Source organism: Streptomyces sp. TP-A0356 (genome assembly GCF_001417775.1).
Classification (GTDB): Bacteria; Actinomycetota; Actinomycetes; order Streptomycetales; family Streptomycetaceae; genus Streptomyces.
Window position 1 is genome coordinate 39,780 of the sequence record NZ_BBZJ01000044.1, and the last position, 26,979, is coordinate 66,758.

5 protein-coding genes are annotated in these 26,979 nt (G+C 74.2%); 1 reads left to right on the top strand and 4 read right to left on the bottom strand.

The window, feature by feature from the left end:
- Positions 1-146: 146 nt before the first annotated feature.
- Positions 147-1,385: a macrolide family glycosyltransferase gene (locus ASC56_RS36035; RefSeq protein WP_055495831.1), complete on the bottom strand. Its 1,239-nt coding sequence runs from the start codon at positions 1,383-1,385 to the stop codon at positions 147-149.
- Between the two features lie 521 nt (positions 1,386-1,906).
- On the opposite strand from ASC56_RS36035, the gene ASC56_RS36040 reads away from it, so the two are divergent.
- Positions 1,907-2,884: an NAD(P)-dependent oxidoreductase gene (locus tag ASC56_RS36040; RefSeq protein WP_063785063.1), complete on the top strand. Its 978-nt coding sequence runs from the start codon at positions 1,907-1,909 to the stop codon at positions 2,882-2,884.
- 444 nt (positions 2,885-3,328) lie between these two features.
- Here ASC56_RS36040 and ASC56_RS36045 read toward each other — a convergent pair whose 3' ends face one another.
- From ASC56_RS36045 to ASC56_RS36060, 3 genes are all read right to left on the bottom strand, one after another.
- Positions 3,329-14,224 (bottom strand): type I polyketide synthase, encoded by a 10,896-nt coding sequence (locus tag ASC56_RS36045; protein ID WP_055495832.1) that lies wholly within the window; start codon positions 14,222-14,224, stop codon positions 3,329-3,331.
- Positions 14,225-14,261: 37 nt separating this feature from the next.
- The gene (locus ASC56_RS42635; protein ID WP_234377240.1) at positions 14,262-25,568 is read right to left on the bottom strand and encodes a type I polyketide synthase; all 11,307 of its coding nucleotides are present in this window, start codon (positions 25,566-25,568) and stop codon (positions 14,262-14,264) included.
- Positions 25,569-25,629: 61 nt separating this feature from the next.
- On the bottom strand, positions 25,630-26,979 hold a 1,350-nt coding region (locus tag ASC56_RS36060), incomplete at its 5' end, for a type I polyketide synthase (RefSeq protein WP_159039819.1).

Sequence of the window (26,979 nt, forward strand, 5' to 3'; positions counted from 1 at the left end):
GATCGCAGCGTCAGTATGGCCACAGCTTCGCTAGGGTTTCGCCTAGAGCGTGCCGCGGCTTCCCCGCGCGTGGAGGGGACGTCAGGTGCGCGGAGCTCCTCGCGCGGGCCGTGAATGCCCTCGCACAGGGCCGTGCAGCGGGTCGTTCAGAGGGCGGTCGACGGCTGTGCGGAGACGGCGGGCTTGGCCGCCTCGGCGGCCCACCTCTCGACGAGGTCGGCCGCGCGTGGGGCGCCTCCGGACGCGATCAGGTGCTCGCGCATGAGGGCAAGCCGTTCGTCGAGCCCCGGGGCCGCCAGCAGCCCCTGTACGGCCTCGGCGATGGCCGACGCGCTGAGATCGTCCACGGGGATCATCCGCCCCAGCCCCAGCTCTTCCAGCCGGCGTGCGGTCAGCTCCAGTTCGTGCGCGCGCGGGACCGCCACCACGGGCGTGGCGAAGTAGAGGGCCTCCATCACGCTGCCCATGCCCGCGTGGCAGACGAGGACATCCACGTGCGGCAGGATCACCGGGTGGGGCAGCCACGGGTGGACTTCCACGTTGGGAGGCAGGGCTCCCAGCTGTGTGGGGTCGAAGTCGGACCCCACGGTCATCACCACGTGCCACTCACGCTCGTTGAACACCTGTGCGCAGGCCTGGAAGAACTCCTGCTGCCCAACTGCCTCCGTGCCGAGCGAGACCAGCGCCACGCGCCGGCCGTCGCCGGGCGGGGTCCAGGAGATGTCGCCGTCGTACTGCGTCGCCGTGGGACCGACGAAAGAGTAGCGGTCGCCGAAGGTGTCCCCCTTGATATGGAACTCGCGAGGCAGGAAGACCAGGTTCCGCTCGTCCCACTCGTCGCCGAAGCGGCTGTATTCCTCAAGTCCTATGCCGTTGGCCTGGAGGAATTCGATGAGAGCCGTGACGCACGCCTGGATGACCGGGTGGTCGGCTTTCCAGACCATGGCCCGCATCGAGAATTCCTCGTTCGACGCATAACTGGGGTTCACCTGGATCGAGGTGGCGTCGAACGTGCGGGCGGTCATTCTGCCCGCGACAACCGTCTCGAAGTCGTACAACACCACGTCCGGCGAATCGTTCTCGAACGCGGAAGCAGCGAGCGGGACGACCGTGTCCATCGTCTCGATGAAGAGCCTGTGGCCGTCGTCCGCCAATTCGTCCGCGGTCGGATGGGTCGCCTTGTAGAAGGCGCCTCGCCCGGAGGCGTACGTGACGGCGCGCGCCCCGCTCTGCTCGACGCGGTCCGCGAATCGTTCGTCGATCACGTAGGTGACCCTATGGCCGCGGGCCAACAGTTCGCGGGCCACTCCCAGCGTCGGATTGATGTGCCCGAAATCCGCGAAGATGAACACGGCGACATGCAGGCGCGGGCTTGTTGCATTCATGGTGACTGTGACCTTTGCTCAGCGGGCACCTGATGCGCCCGGCGTGCTGTGACAGGCTCGGGAAAGGCGGCTCACCGCGGTCCCGGCCTGCGCCGCGCGGCATGGGGCCCGGGCCGGCGACGACGGGCGTCTGGCGAAGGGGCGACGCCGCGCCGGGTGCCGGGAACGAACTGCACCGGCCTCCACCGCGCGACGCAGCTCATCAGACCAGGAATCCAGCCGGGGCGACCGGTGCCCACCGAACGCCGGCGAACCGGCGCGCGGGACGTTTCATGCCCTCTCGCGCCACGCCACGGAGGCTGCCGACGGCGTTCGCACAACCTTCATGGCGCACCACGGTAAGCCGAGGGGATCGAGGCTCACTGAAGGGCCGGTCAAGCGCCGATCGGGTCGAAACAAACCCTAATTGATTCTCGACGAGGGCGTGACAGAGTAGGCGTGCGGCGTCCGCACGGCATGCGTCGGAGAGCCGGGGGAAGCGAGGGACGACGGGCGGGGCGGGCCCGCGAGGAGGTTGGGACATGGTGGTCGGGGCGGCAGAGGAGCAGGGCGGGGGGCAGGACGAAACGCCTTCCCGCGTGGTCATCCTGGGGGCCACCGGATTCGTCGGCCGTCATGTGGGGGCCGCGTTCCAGGCCGGCGGCCACCAGGTGCTGGCCGTGGCCCGCAGGCCCGCGAAGATACCGGCGTCCTGGCGGTTCTTCCCCGCGGACCTGGCCAATGACGGAAGGGACGAACTGCTGCGGCTCATGGACGCGGAGCGCCCGGTCGCGATCGTCAACGCCGCCGGCGCCGCGTGGTCCTCCTCCGAGGGGCCGTTGCGGGAGGGGAACCTGCTTCTGGTGGAGCAGGTGCTGGCCGCGTTGGACGCCGCCTCCTGCCGCCCCCGGCTCGTGCATCTGGGTTCGATGCACGAATACGAACCGCAGCCCGTGGGCACGGCCCTGGACGAGCGGGTGCCGACCCGCCCCGTCACCGCCTACGGCGCGTCGAAGCTGCTGGGTTCGCGGGCCGTGCTCGAAGCGGCTGCCTCCGGCCGGGCGGACGCGGTGGTCCTGAGGCTGTCCAATGTGATCGGCACGGGCACGCCGACGACCAGCCTTCTCGGCAGTGTGGCCCAGCAGTTGCGGAAGGCGGCCCAGACGCGCGAGCCCGCCGTGGTCCGGCTGTCGCCACTGCGCGCCAGCCGTGATTTCGTGGACGCTCGCGACACCGCGGACGCGATCGTGGCCGCCGCCCTGGGCCCGGTCGGTGGACAGGTGATCAACATCGGGAGGGGCGAGGCCACCCACGTACGCGTACTGGTGGATCTCCTCATCGCGGCGAGCGGGATGACCGTGCAGGTGGTGGAGAACCCCGGATCCGCTCCCAGGCCCTCGGCCGACCCGGACTGGATGCGGGTCGACATCAGCGCTGCCCGTGAACTGCTGGGGTGGTCACCACGCCGCGGACTGGAAGATGCGGTACGCGAGCTGTGGGAGACGACGACGCCGGGCTGAGCGTCCCGGCGCCCGGCACAGGGCGCGCGTTGCACCGCCCGCCTGCGCGGGACGGGGTGAAACCCCGCCGCGCGGCCGGGCGTCGGTCTTGATGCGTCGGGCATCGCGTACGCGGGCCGACGACTCGTCCGCGCGCGGGCGGACACGACCTCTTGGCGGACATCGGGCGCGGCGCGACTCGGGACCTGCGAGGCTCCTGGTCGGCTGCCGGACGGGATCGCCGGCAGCCGGCCAGGAGCCTCGCATCGTCGCCGGTCCCGCGGGCAGATCGCCCATCACACGCCCGAGGCCCGATGAGCACCCTCCGCCCATGCTCCCGTGCGGCGCGCCCCGGTACACCTGACAGAACGTCACTCTCCGTCCGGCTCGGGTGATCGGACCGGACCTGACCGGGCCCACTCCCCTGTAGTAGGGAGTGGGCCCGGTGCTCGTCGTGCTGCGGTCTCAGCCGGAGAGGCGGGTGAGCCAGTCGCCGGTGGCCTCCGCCGTGCTGCGGGCGTGGGCCTCCATCATGGTGAAGTGGTTGCCGGGGACGTCCACGACGGTGTGGGCGCGGTCCCAGGAGGTCTGCCACTGCTCGGCGGGCAGTTCGGTCCCGGGCTCCGGCGGTACCGGCGGCTCGCTGGATCGCACCAGCAGGACCGGGCTGTCCAGCGGGCCGGGTTCCCACTCGCCGATCAGCGCGACGTACCAACTCATGGCGGTCAGCCGGTCGGTGTCCATGTGCGCGAACATCGACTCGCGGTCGAACATGCCGCCCAGCATCTGCTGGGAGAAGCGCAGGAAGGGCGAGTCCGCGCGGGGCATGTACGTGTCCAGCAGGACCACGGCGGCCGGCGGGCGCCCCTGTTCCTGGAGGCGGCGGGCCGCGGCCAGGGCGAGGACGCCGCCCGAGGAGGAGCCGAGCAGGACGACGGGGCCGTCACCGGCGGTCCGCGCGACGGCCTCCGCGTGGAGTTCGGCGACGGCGTCGAAGGAGGCCGGCAGTGTCTCCCCCGCGCCGAAGCCCTGGGTGGGCAGGGCCCATACGTCGCGCTGCCCGCGGAAGGCCGAGGCGAACCGGGCGTACTGGTGCACGCCGGCCAGGGCGACGTAGGAGCTGAAGCAGACGAGGGGGGCCGCCCGGTCGCCGGCGGACAGCCGGATCGCCTCGGGCACGGTGGCCAGTTCGGCCGGGGAGCCGAAGGTGGGCCGGAGCTCGGCCGCCGCCTGCAGGAGCGCGAAGCCCTCGTTGACACGGCCCGTCTCACAGGCTCGTTTGAACAGACCGCCGAGGGTGTCCTCGAAGCGGGCGGCGGGTTCCCCGGTCCGCGGCGCCGGGGCGGGTCCGGCGGGTGCCGTGTCCGCGTCGAGCAGTTGCGTGTCGAGGTGGGCGGCGAGCGCCTCCGGGGTGGGGTGGTCGAACAGCAGGGTGGGCGGGAGCTGCAACGCGGTCGCCGACGCGAGTTGGTTGCGCAGTTCCACCACGGTCAAGGAGTCGAATCCCTGCTCGGTGAAGAGCCGGTCGGCAGCGACGCCGTCGGCCGAGGCGTGCCCGAGCACCGTCGCGGCGAGGTCGCGCACCAGCTCCACCAGGACGCGTCGGCGCCCTTCGGGGCCACGTCCGGCCAGCAGCGCGGGGACGGTGGGGGCGCCGGGCGCGGTCGCCGCGCTGCGCCGGGCCGGTGCCGTGGTGGCGGGGCGCAGCAGCGCCTCCACGCCGGCCCGGCCCGCGCGGGTGTCCATCGCGAGCAGTGCGGCATGGTCGGCGGTGAGCGCGGAGTCGAGCAGCGACAGGGCGTCCTGCGTCGACAGCGGCCGCATTCCGCCGCGGGCCATGCGCCGGCGGTCGGTGGCCGACAGGCCGGCCGTCATGCCGCTGGTGGTCTCCCACAACCCCCACGCCAGTGACGCCGCGGGCAGGCCCCGGGCCCGCCGGTGGGCTGCCAGTCCGTCGAGGAAGGCGTTGGCGGCCGCGTAGTTGGCCTGTCCGGGTGAGCCGAAGGTGCCCGCGGCGGAGGAGAAGAGTACGAAGGCGGCCAGGTTCAGGTCGGCGGTGAGGTCATGCAGCAGCCAGGCGCCGTCGGCCTTCGGTCGCAGCACCCGGTCGAACCGCGGGCCGTCCAGGGCTGTCACCGTGGCGTCGTCGACGACCCCGGCGGCGTGGATCACCGCGTTCAGCGGCGCGTCCCCGGGGACGCGGGACAGGAGCCGTTCGACCTCGGCGCGTTCGGCCATGTCGCACGAGTCCAGGTGTACGCGGGCGCCGAGCGCGGTCAGTTCGGCGACGAGGTCGTCCGCTCCGTCCGCTCCACGTCCGCGGCGGCTGCTGAGCAGCAGGGAGCGTACGCCGTGGGCGGTGACGAGATGGCGGGCGACGGTCCGGCCGAGGGTGCCGGTGGCACCGGTGACCAGGACGGTGCCGGAGGTCAGGTCGGGCGGTGTGGCGGTTCCGTCGGCGGGGGCGATGCGGGGCTGGAGCACCTGCCCGTCGCGCAGAGCGCTCTGCGGGCCGCCACAGGCGACCGCCGCCAGGATCGCCCGGTCGTCGGACGGGTCCGGTGCCGGGGGCAGGTCCACGAGCTGGAAGCGGCCGGGGTGTTCGGCCTGGGCGGAACGCACCAGGCCCCACAGGGCCGGCCCGGTGACATCCGGCACCCCGGTGTCGTGCCCGGTGGCGAGGGCGCCGCGGGTGACGAACACCAGCCGCGATCCGGCGAACCGCTCGTCGGCGAGCCATTCCCGGATCCTGTCGTGGGCCCGGGAGAGCAGTCCGCGCACCGCCTCGGAGACGGCCGCCTCGGGCGTGCGGTGCGGGTCGGGAGCCACCAGGACCAGGTCCGGCATGGTCATGCCGGTGGCGACGGCCTTGCCGAGGGCCTCCAGATCCGCGTACGTCTCCAGATGCACACCCGAGGAGTCCAGCGCCCGTGCCACCCGGTCGTCGCCGTCGCCCAGGATGATCCAGCGGAGGGACTCGGGGCGGGGCGGGGCGGGTGCGGGGGTGGCCGGCTGCCAGTCCAGGCGCAGCAGTTCGGGCCGCTGCCGCGGGCCGTCTTCGGGCCGGTCGGCCGGAACGGTGCGCAGGGTGAGCGACGCGGCCGAGGCGACGGGGCTGCCGGTGGCGTCGGTCACGAGGACGCAGTAGCCGTGGGGGTGCCCGGCCGGCGTGAGCCGCACCCGTAGCTCGGTGGCGCCCTCGGCGTGCAGGGTCAGCCCGTTCCAGGCGAACGGGAGCATCGCCTCGTCGTGGGACGGCTTGTCCGCCTCCGGTCCCGGCTGTGTGACCAGCAGCGCCTGGACGGCGGCGTCGAGCAGGGCGGGGTGGAGGCCGAAGCGGGCCGCGTCCGCACGGTACGGCTCGGGCAGGGCCACCTCGGCGAAGACCTCCTCGCCGCGCCGCCATACGGTGCGCAGACCGCGAAAGCTGGGGCCGTAGTCGAACCCCGCGGTGGCGAACTGGGCGTAGGGGTCGTCGTCGGACACGAGCCGGGCGCCCGGCGGCGGCCAGGCGGCGAGGCCGTCCTCGGGGGCGTGCGGCGCGTCGGGGGCGAGGACGCCCTGCGCGTGCCGCTCCCAGGGCCCGTCCCCGTCCGCGGCGCGTGCGAAGACGCCGAAGGAGCGTCGGCCGGTCGCGTCCGGGGCGTCCACGGTGACCTGGAGCTGCACGGCGCCCTCTCGGGGGATGACCAACGGGCTGTGCAGGGTCAGTTCGCTCACGTGGCCGCAGCCGGTGCGGTCGCCCGCGTGCACCGCGAGGTCGAGGTGACCGGTGGCCGGGAGGATGACGCGGCCGAGCACGGCGTGGTCGGCGAGCCAGGGGTGGGTGCGCAGCGACAGGCGCCCGGTGAGCAGGACCGTGTCGGAGTCTGCGGGGGTGACGGCGGCTCCCAGGAAGGGGTGCCCGGCCGACTCCAGTCCGGCGCCGTCGAGGTCGCCGGTCCACGGCGCGCTCGCCAGCCAGTACCGGTCGCGTTGGAAGGCGTACGTGGGCAGGGGCACCGTCCGGCCGCCGGGGTGCAGCGGACGCCAGTCGACCGTGGCGCCGTGGGCGAACAGCCGGGCCACGGCCGTCAGCAGGTGCCGCTCCTCGGGACGGTCACGGCGTACGGCGGGCACGAGCAGGGCCTCTGCGCGGTCGGGAACGGCGGCCGACGCCTGGGCCAGGGCCGTGAGCGTGGCATCCGGGCCGACCTCCAGGAACCGGGCGGCTCCCAGGTCGCGCATGCGCCGTACGGCGTCGTGGAAGCGGACGGGCTCCCGCACATGCCGAACCCAGTACTCCGGATCGGTGAGCTGCTCGGCGGTGGCGGGTTCACCGGTCGTTGTGGAGACGACGGTCAGCCGGGGAGGCGCGTAGTCGAGCGTGGCCGCGACCGACCGGAAGGCGTCGAGAACCGGCTCCATCAGCGGCGAGTGGAAGGCGTGGCTGACGCGGAGCCGGGAGGTCCTGCGTCCCATGGCGGCCACCGCCGCCGCCACCTCGGCGACTGCCTCCTCGGTGCCGGAGACGACGGTGGCGGCCGGTCCGTTGACGGCGGCGACGCCGACCTCCGAGGCACGGCCGGCGAGGAGGGGCAGCACCTCTTCCTCGGAGACCTGGAGGGACACCATGGCGCCCCCGGCGGGCAGTTCCTGCATGAGGCGTCCGCGGGCGGCGACCAGGGTGCAGGCATCGTCGAGTGAGAGCACCCCGGCGACGTGTGCCGCGGCGAGTTCGCCGACGGAGTGGCCGGCGAGCAGGTCCGGGCGCAGGCCCCAGGACTCCAGCAACCGGAAGAGGGCCACCTCGAAGGCGAACAGTGCGGGCTGGGCGTGTTCGGTGCGGTCGAGCCGGTCGGCGGCGGCGCCGTCGGACCCGTCCGCGCCGAGGACGAGGTCCCGCAGCCCGGGGATGCGCGCGCAGACCTCGTCGAGGGCGGCGGCGAAGACGGGGTACGTGGCGTGGAGTTCGCGCCCCATGCCAGGGCGTTGGGCGCCCTGCCCGGTGAAGAGGAAGGCGGTCTTGCCTTCCGGACGGGCCGTGCCGGTCACCGTGTCGGAACCGGGGGCGCCCGCGGCCAGTTCCCCGAGGCCGCGCAGGAGTGCGGCCCGGTCGGCGCCGATGAGGACGGCGCGGTGCTCGAAGTGGGTGCGGGTGGTGGCGAGGGACAGGCCGATGTCGTGCAGGCCGACGTCCGGTTCGGCGAGGACGCGGTCCCGTAGGCGTGCCGCCTGAGCGTGCAGACCGGCGGTGTCGCGGGCGCTGAGCACCCAGGGGACGAGCCTTCCGGGAGCGGCTTGTGGCCGCGGGGCGTCCGGTTCGGCGGTGGCGTCCTCGGGGGATTCGAGGATGACGTGCGCGTTGGTGCCGCTGATACCGAAGGAGGAGACACCCGCCCGGAGCGGACGTCCCGGATCCCGCCGCCACCGCTGACCTTCCGTCAGCAGACGTACCTCACCCGCCTCCCAGTCCACATGAGAAGACGGCACATCCACATGCAGCGTCGCCGGCAACAACCCGTGCCGCATCGCCAGCACCATCTTGATCACACCCGCCACACCGGCACCCGCCTGCGTATGACCGATGTTCGACTTCACCGACCCCAGCCACACCGGCCGCCCCTCCGGCCGGTCCTGACCATACGTGGCGATCACCGCCTGCGCCTCGATCGGATCACCCAGCCTCGTCCCCGTACCGTGCGCCTCCACCACATCGACATCGGCGGGACGCAGACCCGCGTCCGCCAGCGCGGCACGGATCACCCGCTGCTGGGACGGCCCGTTGGGCGCGGTCAGGCCGTTGGAGGCGCCGTCCTGGTTGACCGCCGAGCCCCGCACCACGGCCAGCACCGGATGGCCGTTGCGGCGGGCGTCGGACAGCCGCTCCACCAGCAGCAGACCGCCGCCCTCGGAGAACCCGGTGCCATCGGCCGCGTCCGCGAACGCCTTGCACCGCCCGTCCGCCGCAAGCCCCCGCTGCCGGCTGAAGTCCACGAACAGACCGGGGGTCGACATGACGGTGACGCCCCCGGCCAGCGCGAGGTCCGACTCGCCGGAACGCAGCGACTGGACGGCCAGGTGCAGTGCGACCAGGGAGGCGGAGCAGGCGGTGTCCACGGTCACCGCCGGCCCCTCCAGCCCGAAGGTGTAGGAGAGCCGGCCGGACATGACACTGGCCGAGTTTCCGGTGCCGAGATGGGCACTGGTGTCCTCTCCCACGGCGAGGGGCCGCGAGGAGTAGTCCTGGTAGTTGGTGCCGGCGAAGACTCCGGTACGGCTGCCGCGCAGGGTCCGCGGATCGATACCGGCCCGCTCGAACGCCTCCCACGCCATCTCCAGCAGCAGACGCTGCTGCGGATCCATCGCCGTCGCCTCACGCGGCGAGATGTTGAAGAACACCGGATCGAAGTCGGCGAAGCCGGAGAGGAAACCGCCGGCCAGGGTGGAGGTGTGGCCGGCCCTGCCCGGCTCCGGGTCGTACAGCGCCTCCAGGTCCCAGTCGCGGTCCTCCGGGAAGGGGCCCATGGCGTCGGTACCGTCGGCGAGCAGCCGCCAGAACCCCTCGGGCGTCTCGACGTCCCGCGGGAAACGGCACGCCATGCCGACGATGACCACCGGGTCGTCGTCGGTCGCCGTCGCGGATCCCACCGGCGCGGCGGCGGGCGCGGCGGCCGGGGCCAGGCCGGCGCTGAGGTGCTCGGCGAGCGCGGCGGGCGTCGGGTAGTCGTAGACGAGCGTGGCCGGCAGGCGCATCCCGGTCGCCTCGCCCAGGGAGTTGCGCAGTTCCACCGCGGTCAGCGAGTCGAAGCCGAGTTCGCGGAAGGCACGGGCCGGTTCGACGTCGTCGGGGCTGGGATGGTTGAGGACGTACGCGATATGGGCCCGGACGAGCTGGAGCAGGGCGTGCCTGCGGTCGCCCTCGCCGAGGGCGGCGAGTTGTTCGGCCAGTCGGGCCCCGCCCCCCTGGTCCTGCTCCGGTGCGGTGCGGCGGGCGTCCGCCAGAATGCGGCGCAGATCGGGCAGGTCGGCATACAGGCGCCGGGGTCGGCTCCTGGCGAGTTCGGCGCCGAACACCTCCCAGTCGATGTCGGTCACGACGAGGGCCGTGTCGTCATGGTCGAGCGCCTGCTGCAGCGCGGTGACGGCGATGTCCGGGTCCATCAGGCGGACTCCGTGGCGCTGGAGCCGTTCGCCGACGGTTCCCGCGGCCATGCCGCCGTGTGCCCAGGCGCTCCAGGCGACGGCCGTCGCCGGCAGTCCCCGCGCGCGCCGGTGCTCGGCGAGGGCGTCGAGCAAGGCGTTGCCGGGCGCGTAGTTGCCGTGCCCTGGGCTGCCGAAGACGCCGGTGGCGGAGGAGAAGAGCACGAAGGCGGAGAGGTCGAGGCCGGCGGTCGCGGCGTCGAGGTTGAGTGCGCCCTGGACCTTGACGCGCAGCACGTCCGCGAGCCGTTCCGGGGTCAGGGAACCGATGACGCCGTCGTCGAGGACGGCCGCGGTGTGGAAGACCGCGGTCAGCGGACGTTCCGCGGGCACGGTGGCGAGCAGGGCCGCGAGGGCGTCCGGGTCGGCGACGTCGCAGCGGGCGAGTTCGGCGCGGGCGCCGAGCTCGGCGAGTTCGGCGACGAAGTCCTGGGCGCCGTCGGCTTCGGGGCCCGACCGGCTGACGAGCAGCAGGTCGCGGGCTCCGCAGCGGGCGAGCCAGCGGGCGACGTGGCGGCCGAGGGCGCCGGTGCCGCCGGTGACGAGGACGGTGCCGTCCGGGCGCCAGCGCCGGCCTCCGGGCAGGCCTCCGGTGGCGGCGCGCACGAGCCTGCGGCCGAGGACGCCGGTGGCACGGACGGCGACCTGGTCCTCGGCGTCCGTACCGGCGAGCACGGCGACGAGCCGGTCACCGGCCCGGTCGTCGAGGTCGGGCGGCAGATCGGCGAGGCCACCCCAGCAGTCGGCCTGTTCGGCGGCGACGACGCGCCCGAATCCCCAGACGAGGGACTGGGCGGGGGCGTCCACTCCCGCGCCGGTCCGGGTGGCGACCGCGCCGCGGGTGACGAACCACACCGGCAGGTGCGCGTTGAGGTCGTCCAGCGCCTGGACGAGGGCGACGGTCCCGGCGAAGCCGCTGGGCAGGGTGGGGAGTCCGGGGTGCGGTTCCTCGTCCAGGGCGAGCAGCGAAAGGACGCCGGTGGCTTCGTGGACGACGTCGGAGAGGGCCTCCGAGACCGCCGCGCGGTCGTCGGCACCGCCGACCACCACGGTGACACGGCGGGCACCGGCGCGTTCGAGGGCCGCGCCGACGACGGCGGCCTCCGGCCCGTCCTCGTGGCCGCGGGGCACGACGAGGAGCCAGGTGCCGGTGAGCGCCGGGGTGGGCCGGTCCTCGACGGCGTGCCAGGCGATGCGGTAGCGCCAGCGGTCCGCGACGGCGTACTCGGCGCCGCGTCGGCGGTACTGGGCGAGGGCCGGTACGAGGGTGGAGACGGCGTCGCGGTCGAGTCCGAGCGCGGCGGAGAGGGCGGGCAGGTCGGAGTTCTCGACGGCTGCCCAGAACGGCGCGTCGGCCGCGTCGTCCTGCCGGGCCGACGGCTCGGCGGCGGACGTGAACTCGGGCCAGTACCGGCGTCGTTGGAAGGCGTAGACGGGAAGGTCGACGCGGCGGCCGGGAGCCCCGTGGACGGTCGCCCAGTCGACGTCCCCGCCGCGCACGGACAGCTCGGCGACGGACAGCAGGAACCGCTCCGGGCCGCCCTCGGAGCGCCGGAGCGTCCCGAGGACCGCACCGCCGCCCGCGCCCAGCGCGTCGAGGATGTCGCCCACCGCGGTGGTGACCACCGGGTGCGGGCTGACCTCGACGAACACCTGGTGCTCCGCGGCGGCCAGGGCCTTCACGGCGTCCTCGAAGCGGACGGTCTGCCGGATGTTGGCGTACCAGTAGGCGGCGTCCAGCCGCGTGGTGTCCTCGATCCGGCCCCCGGTGACGGTGGAGTAGAACGGCACGTCGGCGGGCAGCGGACGCACGGGCGCGAAGCCGGCCAGCAGGGCGTCGCGGACCTCCTCGACCTGGACGGAGTGGGAGGCGTAGTCGACCGGGACGCGGCGGGCGCGCACCCCCTCCGCGGTCAGCTCGTCGAGGAGTTCCAGGAGCGCGGCCTCCTCGCCGGAGACCACGACGGAACGCGGTCCGCTCACCGAGCCCACGGAGATCCGCCCGTTCCAGCGGGCGAGGCGCTGCTCCACCTCCGCCAGCGGCAGGGGCAGGGAGGCCATGCCGCCGCGGCCCGCGATGGCGGTCAGTTCCCGGGAGCGGGTGACGACGACACGTGCCGCGTCCTGGAGGGTCAGCGCTCCCGCGACATGGGCGGCCGCGATCTCGCCCTGGCTCTGCCCGACGACCGCGGCGGGGCGGACACCGCAGGACTGCCACAGCCGGGCGAGGGCCACGCACACGACGAACAGGGTCGGCTGGACGACGTCGAGGCGCTCCAGCGACGGGGCGCCCTCCGCACGGCGCAGCACGTCGAGGACCGACCAGTCCGTGAACTGTTCGACGGCCCGGGCCACTTCGTCGAAGTGGGCGCGGAACCGTCCGTCGTCGGCGTCGAGCAGCCCGGTGGCCATCTCCTCCCACTGCGCGCCCTGGCCGGGGAAGAGGAAGACGGGGCCGCCCTCGGTGTCGGCGACGCCGTTCGCCACGGCGGGGGCAGGAGTGCCCTCGGCCACGGCGGTGAGGCCGCGCAGGAGTTCGTCGTGGTCGTGGGCGACGACGACGGCGCGGTGTTCCAGCGCGGGGCGGGTGGCGGCCAGGGACCAGGCGAGGTCCGCGGGCGACTGGGTGCGGCCGGGGCCGGTCCGCAGGTGCGCGTGGAGCCGCGCGGCCTGATCGCGCAGGGCCCCGGCGGTGCGGCCGGAGACCGGGAAGGCGAACGGGCCGCGCGCGGCGGGACGGGGCGCCTGGCCGGTGGTGTCGCCGGGGTCGTGCGGGGAGGCGTCCGGCTTCCCCTCCTCCAGCGGGGGCTGCTCCAGGATGACGTGCGCGTTGGTGCCGCTCACGCCGAACGACGAGACGCCGCAGCGTCGCGGCCGGTCGGTACGCGGCCAGGGGCGGGTGCCGGTGAGGAGTTCCACGTTGCCCGCGGACCAGTCGACGTGCGTGGAGGGCCGGTCGACGTGGAGAGTGGGCGGCAGGAGCGCCTCGCGCAGCGCGAGGACCATCTTGATGACGCCGGCGACGCCCGCCGCGGCCTGGGTGTGCCCGATGTTGGACTTCACCGAGCCGAGCCACAGCGGCCGGTCGGCGGGCCGGTCCTGGCCGTAGGTGGCGAGGAGGGCCTGGGCCTCGATGGGATCGCCGAGCGTGGTGCCGGTGCCGTGCGCCTCGACGGCGTCCACGTCGGCCGGCGACAGGCCCGCCGCGGTGAGGGCCTGCCAGATGACTCGTTCCTGGGAGGGGCCGTTGGGCGCGGTCAGCCCGTTGGAGGCACCGTCCTGGTTGACGGCCGAGCCGCGCACCACGGCGAGGACGGGGTGGCCGTGGCGGCGGGCGTCCGACAGCCGCTCCACGACGAGGACGCCCGCGCCCTCGCCCCACGCGGTGCCGTCGGCGGCGTCGGCGAAGGCGCGGCAGCGCCCGTCCGGCGACAGCCCGCGCTGCCGGCTGAACTCCAGGAAGACCGTGGGCGTCGACATGACGGTGACGCCGCCCGCGAGCGCCAGGTCGCACTCGCCCGCCCGCAGCGCCTGCGCCGCGAGGTGCAGGGCGACCAGGGAGGAGGAGCACGCCGTGTCGACCGAGACGGCGGGGCCTTCCAGGCCCAGCGTGTACGAGATGCGCCCGGACACCACGCTCGAGGCGTTGCCGACACCGTCGTCACCGGCGTTGTCGGACAGGCTCAACAGGGTCGTGTAGTCCTGCAGATTGGTGCCGGCGAAGACCCCGGTGCGGCTGCCGCGCAGGGACAGCGGGTCGATGCCCGCGCGCTCCAGCGCCTCCCAGCAGATCTCCAGCAGGAGCCGCTGCTGGGGGTCGGTGCCGACGGCCTCACGGGGTGAGATGCCGAAGAAGCCGGCGTCGAAGTCCCCCACACGGTCGACGAACCCGCCGAGACGGGTGTAGCTCTTGCCCGGGGCACCGGGCTCCGGGTCGTACAGCGCGTCGACGTCCCAGCCCCGTTCCGCGGGCCACTCGCTCATGACGTCGGTGCCCGACCGCAGCAGACCCCACAGGTCGTCCGGATCACTGACGCCTCCGGGGAAGCGGCAGCCCATCGAGACGATGGCTATCGGTTCCCGGTGGCGCTCCTGGGCTTCGCGCAGCCTCTGCCGCGTCTGGTGAAGATCGGCCGTGACCTTCCTCAGGTAGCCGAGGAGCTTCTCCTCATCGCTCATGTGTCTCTCACCCGTTTCCCGGTCCGTGGCCGTGCGCTCAGGAGATCCCAAGATCGTTCTCGATGAAGTCGAAGATCTCGTCCGCCGCGGCGGAGTTGATCCGGTCGCTGACGTCGTCCGTCGTCGCCGTGCTCGGGGTCGACGCGACCCGGTCGGCGCCGTCCCAGCGGGCGAGCAGCGCCTTGAGCCGTAGGGCGATCCGGTCGCGACGGGCGTCGTCCTCGGGCAGCCCGGCCAGGGCTTCGTCGAGCCGGTCGATGTCGGCGAGCACGGCGGCGGCGCCGTCGGTGCCCTCGGTCAGCCGGCCGCGCAGGTACCCGGCGAGCGCGGCGGCGTTGGGCTGGTCGAACAGCAGGGTCGCGGGCAGCCGGAGCCCGGTCGCCGCGCCGAGACGATTGCGCAGTTCGACCGCCATCAGGGAGTCGAAGCCGAGCGCGTTGAAGGCGCGGGTGGCGGCGACCTTGTCGGTCGAGGCGTGTCCCAGGACGCCGGCGGCCTCCGCGCGCACCAGGGAGACCAGCGTGCGTTCCCGCTCCGCGGGGGACATCCCGGTGAGCCGGTCGCGCAACGCCTGCGCCGCCTGTGTGCCGCCGGCCGCGTCGGAGACCGCGGACGCGAGGTCACGCACCTCCGGCAGGTCGGACAGCAACGGGCTGCGCCGGGCCGAGGTGAAGCCGGGCGCGAAGCGGGCCCAGTCCACGTCGGCGACGGCCACCACCGCCTCGCCGCGGGCCACGGCCCGTCCGAGCGCCCGGGGTGCCCGTGCGGGGTCCAGCAGGGCCATCCCGCCGCGCCGCATGCGCTGTTCGGTGCCGGACGTCTTCGTCGCCATGCCGCCGCCGGCCCAGGGTCCCCAGGCGATCGACGTCGCCGGGAGCCCGGCGGCCCGCCGCCGCTCGGCGAGAGCGTCGAGACAGGCGTTGGCGGCGGCGTAGTTGGCCTGGCCGATGGAGCCGATGGTCCCGGAGACCGAGGAGTACAGGACGAACGCGTACAGGTGCCGGTCCCGGGTGAGTTCGTCGAGGTTCCGGGCGGCGGCCAGCTTCGGCCGCAGCACGGCCTCCAGGCTCGTGGCGTCCAGGTTGTCGATCAACCGGTCGTCGAGGGCGCCCGCAGCGTGCACGACGGCGTCCACCGGGTGTTCGTCGAGCAGCGCGGACAGCGCCGCACGATCCGCGATGTCGCAGGCGACCAGGGCGAGTTCGGCCCCGGTGCCGGCGAGGGACTCCCGCAGCCGGGTCGCTCCTTCGGAGTCGCCGCCGGAGCGGCTCGCCACGACCAGGCGCGTGGCGCCCTGTTCGGCGAGCCAGACCGCGGTCCGCACGCCCAGCGCCCCGGTGCCGCCCGTGAGCAGGACCGTGCCCTTCCAGTCCGGCCCGGGGCCCGGGTCGGCGGGCGGTGCGAGGCGGACGAGGCGGCGCAGGAAGGTTCCGGAGGGACGGACTGCCACCTGGTCCTCGCCGTCGGGCGCGGTCAGGACGGCGCACAACCGCCGGGCGACGTCCTCGGCGACGGCGGCGCCGGTACCGGCCGGAAGGTCCACAAGACCGCCCCAGTTCTGCGGGTACTCCAGGGCGGCGGAGCGGCCGAAGCCCCAGACCGCGGCCTGTTCGGGCGAGGCGGGCGCCTCCTGTCCGGGGGCACCGACGGCGCCGGCCGTCAGGCACCACAGCGGCACGGCGGTGGTGGCGGCCGACTCCTCGGACAGGGCCTGGACAAGGGCGAGTGTCGCGGCGAGTCCGGCCGGCGTCGACGGGTGCTCCGGCAGCGGACGTTCGTCGGCGGCCAGCAACGACAGGATCCCGGTGAGGTCCGGTCCGTCGGTGGTGTCGCGGAGCGCGGCGAGGCGGGCCGCGAGCGTCGCGGGGCCGGCGGCGGCGCAGTCGACGGGCAGCGGTGTGACGTGTCCGCCGTGCGCGGTGAGCGCGTCGGCGATCGAAGCGGCCCAGGCGCCGTCGGCGAGTTCCACGGGCACGGGCATCAGCCAGTGCCCGGTGAGGGTCGCGGAGCCTGCCTCGGGTGCGGGCCGCCAGGTGACGCGGTGGTCCAGGCGGCTTTCCTCGGACTGGCGGAGCCGGTCGCGGCGCCAGGACGCCAGAGCGGGCAGGACGGCACTGAGCGGGGCGTCCTCGGTGAGGTCGAGCCGGCCGGCGAGCGCGGCCGGGTCGGAGCGCTCGACGAGGTCCCAGAACGGTGCGTCCTCCGCGCGGGCGGCCGCGGCCGAGGACTCCAGCCAGTATCGCTCGCGCTGGAACGCGTAGGTGGGCAGGTCGACGCGGCGGGCGTCGGCATCGTGCAGCCGCGCGAGGTCCACCTCGCAGCCGCGGGCGTGCAGCCGGCCGGCCGCGAGCAGGGCGGCGCGGACCTCGGCGGCGTCGCGCCGCATGAGCGGCACGGCGTCGGCGGTGGCGGGGTCCTGGACGCTGTCGCGGACCATGGTGGTGAGCGTGGCGTCGGCGCCCAGTTCGAGGTACGTGGTGACGCCCTCGGCCTCCAGGGTGCGTACGCCGTCGGCGAACCGCACGGCCGCGCGGATGTGCCGGGTCCAGTGGGCGGCCGAGCACAGGTCCTCGTCCGTGGCGACGCCGCCGGTGAGATTGGTGACCACGGGCACCGTGGGCGGCGCGTAGCGGACACCCGCGGCGACCTGTTCGAACTCCTGGAGCATCGCGTCCATGTGCGGTGAGTGGAAGGCGTGGCTGACCCGCAGTCGCCGGGACCTGCGGCCGCGCGCGGCCAACTCGGCGGCGACGCGCTCCACTTCGTCCGTGTCGCCGGAGAGCACCACGGAGGCAGGGCCGTTGAGCGCGGCTATCGCGACGCGCTCCTCCTGGCCGTCGAGGAGCGGGCGCACCTCGTCCTCGGTGGCCGCGACGGCGATCATCGCGCCGCCCTCGGGCAGTGCCTGCATCAGCCGGCCGCGGGCGGCGACGAGCGCGCAGGCGTCCGGGAGGGTCAGGACGCCCGCGGCGTGCGCGGCGGTCAACTCGCCGATCGAGTGGCCCATGAGCAGGTCGGGCCGGACGCCCCAGGACCGCACGAGGGCGTGTGCGGCCGTGCCCAGGGCGAACAGGGACGCCTGGGTCCAGGCGGTGCGGTCCAGCAGCGCCGCCTCCGGCGTGCCTTCCGCCGCGAAGACCACCTCACGCAACGGCGGGCCTTCGAGATGTCTGTCCAGTTCCGCGCAGACGGCGTCGAACGCCTCGGCGTACGCGGGGTGGGCGTCGTACAACTCCCTTCCCATACCGGGGCGTTGGGCGCCCTGTCCGCTGAAGAGGAACGCGGTCCGGCCGGCTGCGCCCACGACCCCGGTGGCGACGTGCGCGGCGGGTCGGTCCTGTGCGACGGCGGCGAGCCCGGCGAGCAGTTCCTCGTGGTCCGCGGCGACGACGACGGCCCGGTGGTCCATGGGGTGCCGGGCGGTGGAGAGGGTGTACGCGAGGTCGCGCGGGTCGGTCACGTCCGCGAGGAGGTGGGTGCGCAGCCGGGCGGCCTGGGCGCGCAGCGCGTCCGGTGAGTGCCCGGAGACGGCGAACGCGCGGGGCTCCGCCGTGGCCGGCCGCCGTTCTCCCAGCGGTCGTGGCGCGGGCGGTTCCTCCAGGACGACATGGGCGTTGCTTCCGCTGATGCCGAAGGAGGACACGCCCGCGCGGCGGGGCCGACCGGCGTCGGCGGGCCAGGAGCGCGGCTCCGTGAGCAGCTCAAGGGTGCCGCTGGACCAGTCGATGTGCGGGGACGGTGCGTCGATGTGGAGGGTGCGGGGCAGTTCTCCGTGCCGCATCGCCATGACCATCTTGATGACGCCGGCGGCGCCCGCGGCGGCCTGCGTGTGACCGAAGTTGGACTTCGCCGAGCCGAGCAGCAGGGGCCGGTCGTCGGGCCGCTGCCTGCCGTAGGTGGCGAGGAGGGCCTGGGCCTCGATGGGATCGCCGAGCGTGGTGCCGGTGCCGTGCGCCTCGACCGCGTCCACGTCGGCCGGTGACAGGCCCGCGGTGGCGAGGGCCTGCCGGATGACGTTCTGCTGTGAGGGGCCGCTGGGGGCGGTCAGGCCGTTGGACGCCCCGTCCTGGTTGGTGGCGGAGCCGCGGACGACGGCGAGGACGGGGTGTCCGTTGCGTTCGGCGTCCGACAGACGCTCCAGGAGCAGGACGCCGACGCCTTCGGAGAAGCCGGTGCCGTCGGCGGCCGCGGCGAACGCCTTGCACCGGCCGTCCGCGGCCAGTCCGTCGTGGGCGGTGAACTCGGTGTAGGTGGCGGGTGTGGCCATGACGGTGACCCCGCCGGCGAGCGCCATGGTGCACTCGCCCTGGTGCAGGGCCCGGGTGGCCAGGTGGAGGGCGACGAGCGCGGAGGAGCAGGCGGTGTCGACGGTCATGGTCGGGCCTTCGAGGCCGAAGGTGTAGGCCACACGTCCCGAGATGACGCTGCCGGAGACGCCGAGGCCGATGTAGCCCTCCATGCCTTCGGGGATGTCGGCGAGTTGGGAGGCGTATCCCGAGCCCATGGCTCCGACGAAGACGCCGGTGCGGCTGCCCCGCAAGGACAGCGGGTCGATGCCGGCCCGTTCGAAGACTTCCCAGGAGCTCTCCAGCAGGAGCCGCTGCTGCGGGTCCATGGCCAGGGCCTCGCGGGGCGAGATGCCGAACAGCGAGGCGTCGAAGTGCGTGGCGCCGTACAGGAACCCGGCCTGCAGGTCCGGCAGTCCGGTGAGGTCCCAGCCGCGGTCGGCGGGGAAGGCGCCGATGGCGTCGCCGCCTTCGGCGACGAAGCGCCACAGGTCCTCCGGGGAGGCGACGCCGCCCGGGTACCGGCAGGCCATGCCGATGACGACGACGGGGTCGTCGTCGGTCGCCGCGACGCTCGCGATGGCGGTGTGCTCGGTGGTCCCGGCGATCTGCTCCCTCAGGTGGCGGGCGAGGACCGTGGGCCTGGGATGGTCGAAGAGCAGGGTGGCGGGCAGCCGAAGTCCGGTCTCGGCGTTGAGGCGGTTGCGCAGTTCGACGGAGGTGAGGGAGTCGAAACCGAGGTCCTTGAAGGCCTGGTCGGCGCCGACGGCGGCGGCCCCGTCATGCCCGAGGGTGAGGGCGGCGTGCCGGCGCACCAGGTCGAGCAGGAGGCGTTCCTGCTCCGCCTCCGTGAGGCCGGTGAGCCTGCGGGCGAGGTCGGGTGCTTCGCCGGTACCCGTTGCGGCGGCGCGCCGTGCCGGCGCCGGCACGAGGCCGTGCAGTACTTCCGGCAGCCTGCCGGCCGCGGCGGCCGTCCGCAGGGCGGTGAGGTCGGTGCGGAGCGGGGCGATGAGCGCCTCGTCCGACTCCAGGGCCGCGTCGAGGAGCCGCAGGCCCTGCTCGGGAGCGAGGGCGGGCAGTCCGGAGGCGGCGATGCGACGGACGTCGTCCTCGCGCAGCCCCCCGCTCATGCCGTCGGTGCCCTCCCACAGCGTCCAGGCGAGCGAGGTGGCGGGCAGCCCGTGGGCGCGCCGGTGGTGGGCCAGCGCGTCGAGGACGGTGTTCGCCGCGGCGTAGCCGGCCTGGCCCGCGCCGCCGAGGAGGCCGGCGGCGGAGGAGAACAGGACGAACGCCGTCAGGTCCGCGGTCCGTGTGGCCTCGTGCAGGGCGAGCGCCGACGCTGCCTTGGCCCGCAGTACGTGCGCCAGCCGCTCGGGGGTCTGCGCCTCCAGGACGCCGTCGTCGAGGATGCCCGCGGTGTGTACGACGCCGCGCAGCGGCCGGTCGGCGGGGATACGGGCCAGGAGGGCGGCGAGCGCTTCGGGGTCGGCGGTGTCACAGGCCTCGACGCTCACCCGGGCGCCCAACGCCGTGAGCTCATCGACGAGTTCGGCCGCGCCGGGGGCGCCGGGACCGCGCCGGGAGGCGAGGACCAGGCTCCTGACCCCGTGTCCGGTCACCAGGTGCCTCGCGGTGAGGGCACCCAGGGCTCCGGTGCCGCCGGTGACCAGGACCGTGCCCTGGGGGTCCCAGAGGGTCTCGGGCCCCGGTCCGGCCGAGTCGGCACGCGGGGCCGGGAGAGCGGCGGTGGGGCTGGGGCTCGCGGTGATCCGGGCAAGGCGTGGAACGAGCAACTCGCCGTTCCTGAGGGCGAACTGGGTGGCCCCGGACAGGACGGCCGCGGGCAGGACCGCGAGTGAGGCGTCCGTGTCGTCGACGTCGACGAGGACCAGCCGTCCCGGGTTCTCGGTCTGGGCGGACCTGGCCAGGCCCCACACGGCGGCCCCGGCGAGGTCCGGCACGTCCTCGCCGGTGCTCGTGGCGACGGCCCGATGGGTGAGGACGACGAGCGGGGCGTCCCCCGCACGCTCGTCGGCGAGCCAGGTCTGCAGGCTGCCCAGCATGCGTGCCGCGGCCGTGGCCGGGTCGCGGTCCGGGCCGGGCGGGCAGGGCAGGACGACCACGGCGGGGAGTTCGGAGAGGGAGTCGGGACCCGCTATGCGCGGCCAGTCCGGGTCGAGAGCGGCATCGTCGCTGTCCGCCACGTACCAGCCGTCGGTGGACGGGGACTCGGGGGCGGCGTCGGGGGTGGTGGGGAGGGTGAGCACCACCTTGCCGATGTGCCGGGCCTGGCTGAGGTGACGGAACGCCTCCGGCGCCCGCCGCACATCCCACACCGCCATCGGCAACGGCCGCAGCACACCCCGCTCGAACAACCCCACCAACACGCCCAACATCTCACCGATCCGATCAGGACCGGCCTCCACCAGATCGAAAGCCCGGTACTCCACCCCGGGATGATCCGCGGCCACCCGCCCCGGATCCCGCACATCCGTCTTGCCCATCTCCAGGAACCGCCCCCCACGCGGCAGCAACCGCAGCGAAGCGTCCACGAACTCACCAGCCAGCGAGTCCAGCACCACATCCACACCCCGGCCCCCGGTCACCCCCAGGAACCGCTCCTCAAAACCGAGATCACGCGAAGAAGCGATACACGCCTCCGCAACCCCCGCCTCCCGCAGCGCCCCCCACTTCCCCGGACTCGCCGTCCCCAACACCTCAGCACCCAGATACCCCGCCAACTGCACCGCCGCCGAACCCACACCACCGGCCGCCGCATGCACCAGCACCGACTGACCCCGACGCACACCCCCCAGATCCACCAGGGCGTAGTAGGCGGTGAGGAAGACGATGGGTGCGGTGGCCGCCTCCGCGAACGACCAGCCGCTCGGGATACGCGCGACCATCCGCTCGTCGGCCACCGCCACGGGACCGAACGCCCCCGCGAACATGCCCATCACCCGATCCCCCGGCGCGACATGGGTGACCTCCGCACCGACCTCGGTGACCACACCCGCACCCTCCAGCCCGATCGCGGTCACCTCACCCGGATACATACCGAGCACGGTCAGCACATCACGGAAGTTGACACCCGCGGCACGCATCGACACCCGCACACCACGCGGCCCCAAAGGCCCCGTCACCTCCGGACACGGCACGAGCCGCAGGCCCTCCAGGGTGCCCTTCCGCTCGACACCCAACCGCCACGCCTCCGCACCGGCCGGCGGCACCAGGACACCGTCCGCGACCACGGACTCCGAGGCGAGTGGGGCCGGGGTCCACACCACGCGGTGCAACGCTCCACCCGCGGGACCGGTGGCGAGCAGTGTCTCGGTGGGCAGGGTCCGGGAGACGAGCGTGCCGACGGTGGCGACGGGCCGTCCGGCGGCGTCCGCGATCCGCAGGGAGACCCCGCTCGATCCGGCCGGTTCGACCCGGACGCGGAGGGCCGTGGCACCGACCGCGTGCAGGGAGACCTCGCTCCACGAGAACGGCAGGCCGACGCCCTGGGCGCCGTCGTCCGCCGGGTCGGCGAGCTGTGCGTGCAGGGCGGCGTCCAGCAGGGCGGGGTGCAGGCCGTAGCGGGCGGCCTCCTTGTGCTGGTCCTCGGGCAGGGCGACCTCGGCGTACCAGGCGGTGCCCTCGCGCCAGACCGCTTGCAGCCCCTGGAAGGCGGGTCCGTACCGGTAGCCGGTGTCCGCGAGCGCCGCGTAGAAGCCGTCGAGGGGCACGGACCGTGCGCCGGGCGGGGGCCAGGCCGCCAGGTCGAAGGACGGCTCGGTGGCGCCGCGGGCCAGGGTGGCGGTGGCGTGCCTGGTCCAGGGCGCGTCCGGGTCGTCGCCCGCGGCGTCCTCGGCGCGGGCGTAGACGGCGAGTGGCCGCCGGCCGGAGGGGTCGGGTGCTCCGATGACCATCTGGAGTTGGGCGGCGCCCCGGTCGGGGAGCACGAGGGGGGCTTCGAGGGTCAGTTCCTCGATCAGGTCGCAGCCGGCCTCGTCGCCGGCGCGCAGGGCGAGTTCGACGAAGGCCGTGCCGGGCAGCAGGACGGTACCGGCCACGGCGTGCTCGGCGAGCCACGGCTGGGTGCGGGTGGACAGCCGCCCGGTGAGCAGGACGCGTCCATCGTCGGCGACCCGTGCGACGGCGCTCAGCAGGGGGTGTTCCGTACTGCCGAGTCCGGCCCCGGCGAGGTCGCCGGGGCCCTGAGTGCCCATGGGCAGCCAGTAATGGTCGCGCTGGAAGGCGTAGGTGGGCAGGTCGACCGGTCGGCCGCGGGCGGGGCCCAGGAGGCGTTCCCAGTCCACGGCGCCGCCGTGCGCGAACAGGCCGGCGACGGCGGCGAGCAGTGCGGGTGCCTCGGGCCGGTCCTTGCGCAGGGCGGGGAGGCAGATCCGTTCGGTGGTGTCGTCGGGCAGGCAGGCCTGGGCGAGGGCGGTGAGGGTGGTGTCGGGGCCGAGCTCCAGGAAGCGCGTGACGCCGTGTTCGGCGAGCCAGGTGACCCCGTCGGCGAAACGCACCGCTCGGCGCAGATGACGCACCCAGTAGTCGGCGGAGCCGAGTTCCTCGGCGGTGGCGGCCCGGCCCGTCACGTTGGAGACGACGGTGATCCGCGCAGGATGCGCGGTGACGCCGGCGGCGACTGCCCGGAAGTCGTCGAGCACGGCGTCCATGCGGGCCGAGTGGAAGGCGTGCCCGACGCGCAGTCTGCGGACGCGCCGGCCCTGGCGGGCGAACTCCTCGGTCACCGCCTCGACGCCGGCCTCGTCACCGGAGAGCACCGTGGCACGAGGGCCGTTGACGGCCGCGACGCAGACCGCTCCCTCGTACGCGGCGAGACGCGGGACGACCTCGTCCTCGGTGGCTTCGACGGAGACCATGGCCCCGCCGGCGGGCAGGGCCTGCATCAGCCGTCCGCGGGCCGCGACGAGACGACAGGCGTCGGCGAGCGACCAGACGCCGGCGACGTGAGCGGCGGACAACTCGCCGAGCGAGTGTCCGAGGAGGTACTTGGGCTTGACGCCCCACGACTCCAGCAGCCGGAACAGCGCGACCTCGACCGCGAACAGGGCGGGCTGCGCCAGGTCGGTGCGTTCCAGTAGGGCACCGCCTTCCGCCCCGTCGAACACGACGGCCTTCAGCGAGGTGCCGAGTTCGGTGTCGAAGTGGGCGCACACCGCGTCGAAGGCGCGGGCGAAGGCTGGGAAGGCGTCGTACAGGTCGCGGCCCATGCCGAGGCGCTGCGCGCCCTGCCCGGAGAAGAGGAACGCGGTGGTGCCGCGCAGGGTGTGGCCGGTGACGACGCCGGGCCGGGCGGATGTCGCCGCGTTCTCGTCCGCGAGTGCGGCCAGGGCCTGCTGGGCGGCGGCGTGGTCCTCGGCGAGTACCACGGCACGGTGCTCGAAGACCTGACGGGTCGTGACCAGGGCGCGGGCGATGTCGTACGCGTCCGCGCCGGGCCCGGACCCGCCCCCGGTCCGCTCCAGCAGCCGGGCGGCTTGACCCCGCAGGGCGGCGGCGCTGCGGGCGGAGAGTATCCAGGGGACGGCCGGCAGCGGCGTGCTCTCGTCGGACGCCTCGTCGGCGGCGCGGAGCGGGGCGGCCGCGTCGTCGGGTGTCACTGCGTCGGCGCCCGGGACGGCCGCGGGAGCGTCGCTGTCGGCCGCGCTCTCCGCGGGCGCCGCTTCGAGGATGGTGTGCGCGTTGGTGCCGCTGATACCGAAGGACGAGACGGCGGCGCGGCGGGGGCGCTCGCCCGTGTCCGGCCAGTCGACGGGCTCGGTGAGCAGGCGTACGTGTCCCGCCGTCCAGTCGACGTGGGAGGAGGGCTCGCTGATGTGCAGGGTGCGTGGGAGCCGGCCGTGTCGCAGCGCCATGACCATCTTGATGACGCTGGCGACGCCGGCGGCGGCCTGCGTGTGGCCCAGGTTGGACTTCAGCGAACCGAGCAGCAGCGGATTCCCGGCCTCCTTGGCACGACCGTACGTGGCGAGCAGCGCCTGGGCCTCGATCGGGTCGCCGAGGGTGGTCCCGGTGCCATGGGCGTCGACGGCGTCGACATCGGTCGCGGTCAGACCGGCGTTGGCGAGGGCCTGTTCGATCACGCGCTGCTGCGCGGGACCGTTGGGCGCGGTCAGCCCGTTGGAGGCGCCGTCGGAGTTGACCGCGCTGCCGCGAACCACGGCGAGCACGGGGTGGCCGTTGCGGCGGGCGTCGGACAACCGCTCCACCAGCAGCAGGCCCACGCCCTCGGACCATCCGGTGCCGTCGGCGTCGTCGGAGAACGCCTTGCACCGGCCGTCGGGGGCGAGACCGCGCTGTCGGCTGAACTCGAACAGCAGCCCGGGAGTGGCCATGACCGCGACGCCGCCGGCGAGGGCGAGGTCGCACTCGCCGGCCCTGAGTGCCTGCACGGCCCAGTGCAGGGCCACCAACGACGACGAGCAGGCGGTGTCGACGGTGATGGCGGGTCCCTCGAGGCCGAGCACGTAGGCGATGCGGCCGGAGGCGACCGAGGTGGCGTTGCCGGCGAGCATCAGCCCGTGAACGTCCTCGGGGACCTCCGCCGGCCCCTGCCCGTATCCGGAGGTCGCCGCCCCGACGAACACTCCGGTGGCGCTGCCGCGCAGGGTGGCCGGACGGATCCCGGCACGTTCGAGCAGTTCCCAGGAAGCCTCCAGCAGCAGCCGCTGCTGCGGGTCGGTGGCAAGGGCTTCGCGAGGGCTCATGCCGAAGAAGCCGGCGTCGAAGGCGCTTGCGTCGCGCAGGAAGCCGCCTTCACGGGTCGAGAAGGAGCCCGGCGTGTCCGGGTCGGGGTCGAAGCGCTCCTCGATGTCCCAGCCACGGTCCTCGGGGAGCGTGCCGATGGCGTCGCCGCCCTCGTCGACGAGGTGCCACAGGTCCTCAGGGGAGGCGATGTCACCGGGGAACCGGCAGCTCATCGCGACGATCGCGACGGGCTCATGGTTCTTGTCCTCCACCTCACGCAGCCGGCGACGGGTCTGCCGCAGCTCCGCCGTCACCCGCTTGAGGTATTCCACGTACTTGTCGTCCTGAGCCACGTGTGTCACATCCTTGGGGCAAGCGGGGCGGAGATGCGTCCTGCGAGGGTGGGCTGCGGGGTCATGCGGTGCCCAGCTCCCTGTCGATGAGGTCGAACAGCTCACTGGCGGACTCCACGTCGTCCAGTTCGCCGTCGTCGGCGGTCGCGCGGGCGGGCGCCGGGACGGGCTCGCCCTGCCAGCGCACGAGCAGTTCGCGCAGCCGGTCGGTGACGCGGGCCCTGTCGTCGACGTCGTCCACGTCGGCGCCCGTGAGCGCGGCCTCCAGGCGGTCGAACTCGCCGAGCAGGGCCCGGGCACCGCCGGGCGCATCCGGCAGGTCCAGCGCGGTCAGCAGGTGTGCGACCTGGGTGGCGGGTGTCGGATAGTCGAAGACCAGCGTCGCCGGGAGGCGGAGGCCGGTGACGGAGTTGAGCCGGTTGCGCAGTTCGACCGCGGTGAGCGAGTCGAAGCCGAGTTCCTTGAACGACTGGTCGGGTTCGATCGCGTCGGCCGATGCGTGTCCGAGGACGGCCGCGGCCTGTTCGGCGATCAGGTCGAGCAGCAGCTGGCCGCGGTCCGGCGCGCTCAGCGGGGCGAGGCGTTCCACCAGGGTGGAGCCGTCCTTGCCATCCGCGCCGTGCGCAGCGGACCCGGCCCTGCGCCGGGCCGGCGCCCCGGCCAGCCCGCGCAGCAGCGGGGGCAGCACGTCGAAGTGCTCCTGCAGGGCGGCCCGGTCGAGGTCCATCGGCAGCAGCACGGCGCGGTCGGTGTCGGGTCCGGCGTCCAGCAGCCGCATGCCCGTCTCGGCGTCGAGCGGCACCATGCCGGTACGGGCGTGCCGTTCCCGGTCGGCCTCCGTGAGCTCGCCGGTCATGCCCGCGTCGGGGAGCCAGGTGCCCCAGGCGAGGGAGGTGGCCGGCAGCCCCAGCTCGCGCCGGTGGTGGGCGAACGCGTCGAGGAAGGCGTTGGCGGCCGAGTAGTTGGCCTGTCCGGCCCCGCCGAACGTGCCGGCCACGGAGGAGAACACCACGAAGCGGGCCAGGTCCATGTCGCGGGTCAGTTCGTGCAGGTTGACCACGGCGTCCGCCTTGGGCCGCAGGGCACGGTCCATCCGCTCGTGCGTCATCGAGGTCACGACACCGTCCGCGAGGACACCGGCGGTGTGGACGACCGCGGTCAGCGGGTGGTCGTCCGGTACGGAGGCGAGCAGTTCGGTGAGCGCGCCGCGGTCGGCGACATCGCAGGCGGCGATGGTCACCTCGGCGCCGAGCGCGGTCAGTTCGTCTCGCAGCGCGGCGGCGTCGGGGGCGTCGAGCCCACTCCTACTGGCCACGATCAGCCTGCCGACGCCGTGTTCGGCGACAAGGTGACGTGCCGTCAGCCGACCCAGTCCACCGGTGCCGCCGGTCAGCAGGACCGTGCCCCGCGG

What these genes read in the sequence shown, in the direction of transcription:
- ASC56_RS36040 (WP_063785063.1), top strand. Translation starts at nt 1,907, where the DNA reads ATGGTGGTCGGGGCGGCAGAGGAGCAGGGCGGGGGGCAGGACGAAACG.
- ASC56_RS36045 (WP_055495832.1), bottom strand. Translation starts at nt 14,224, where the DNA reads ATGAGCGATGAGGAGAAGCTCCTCGGCTACCTGAGGAAGGTCACGGCC.
- ASC56_RS36035 (WP_055495831.1), bottom strand. Translation starts at nt 1,385, where the DNA reads ATGAATGCAACAAGCCCGCGCCTGCATGTCGCCGTGTTCATCTTCGCG.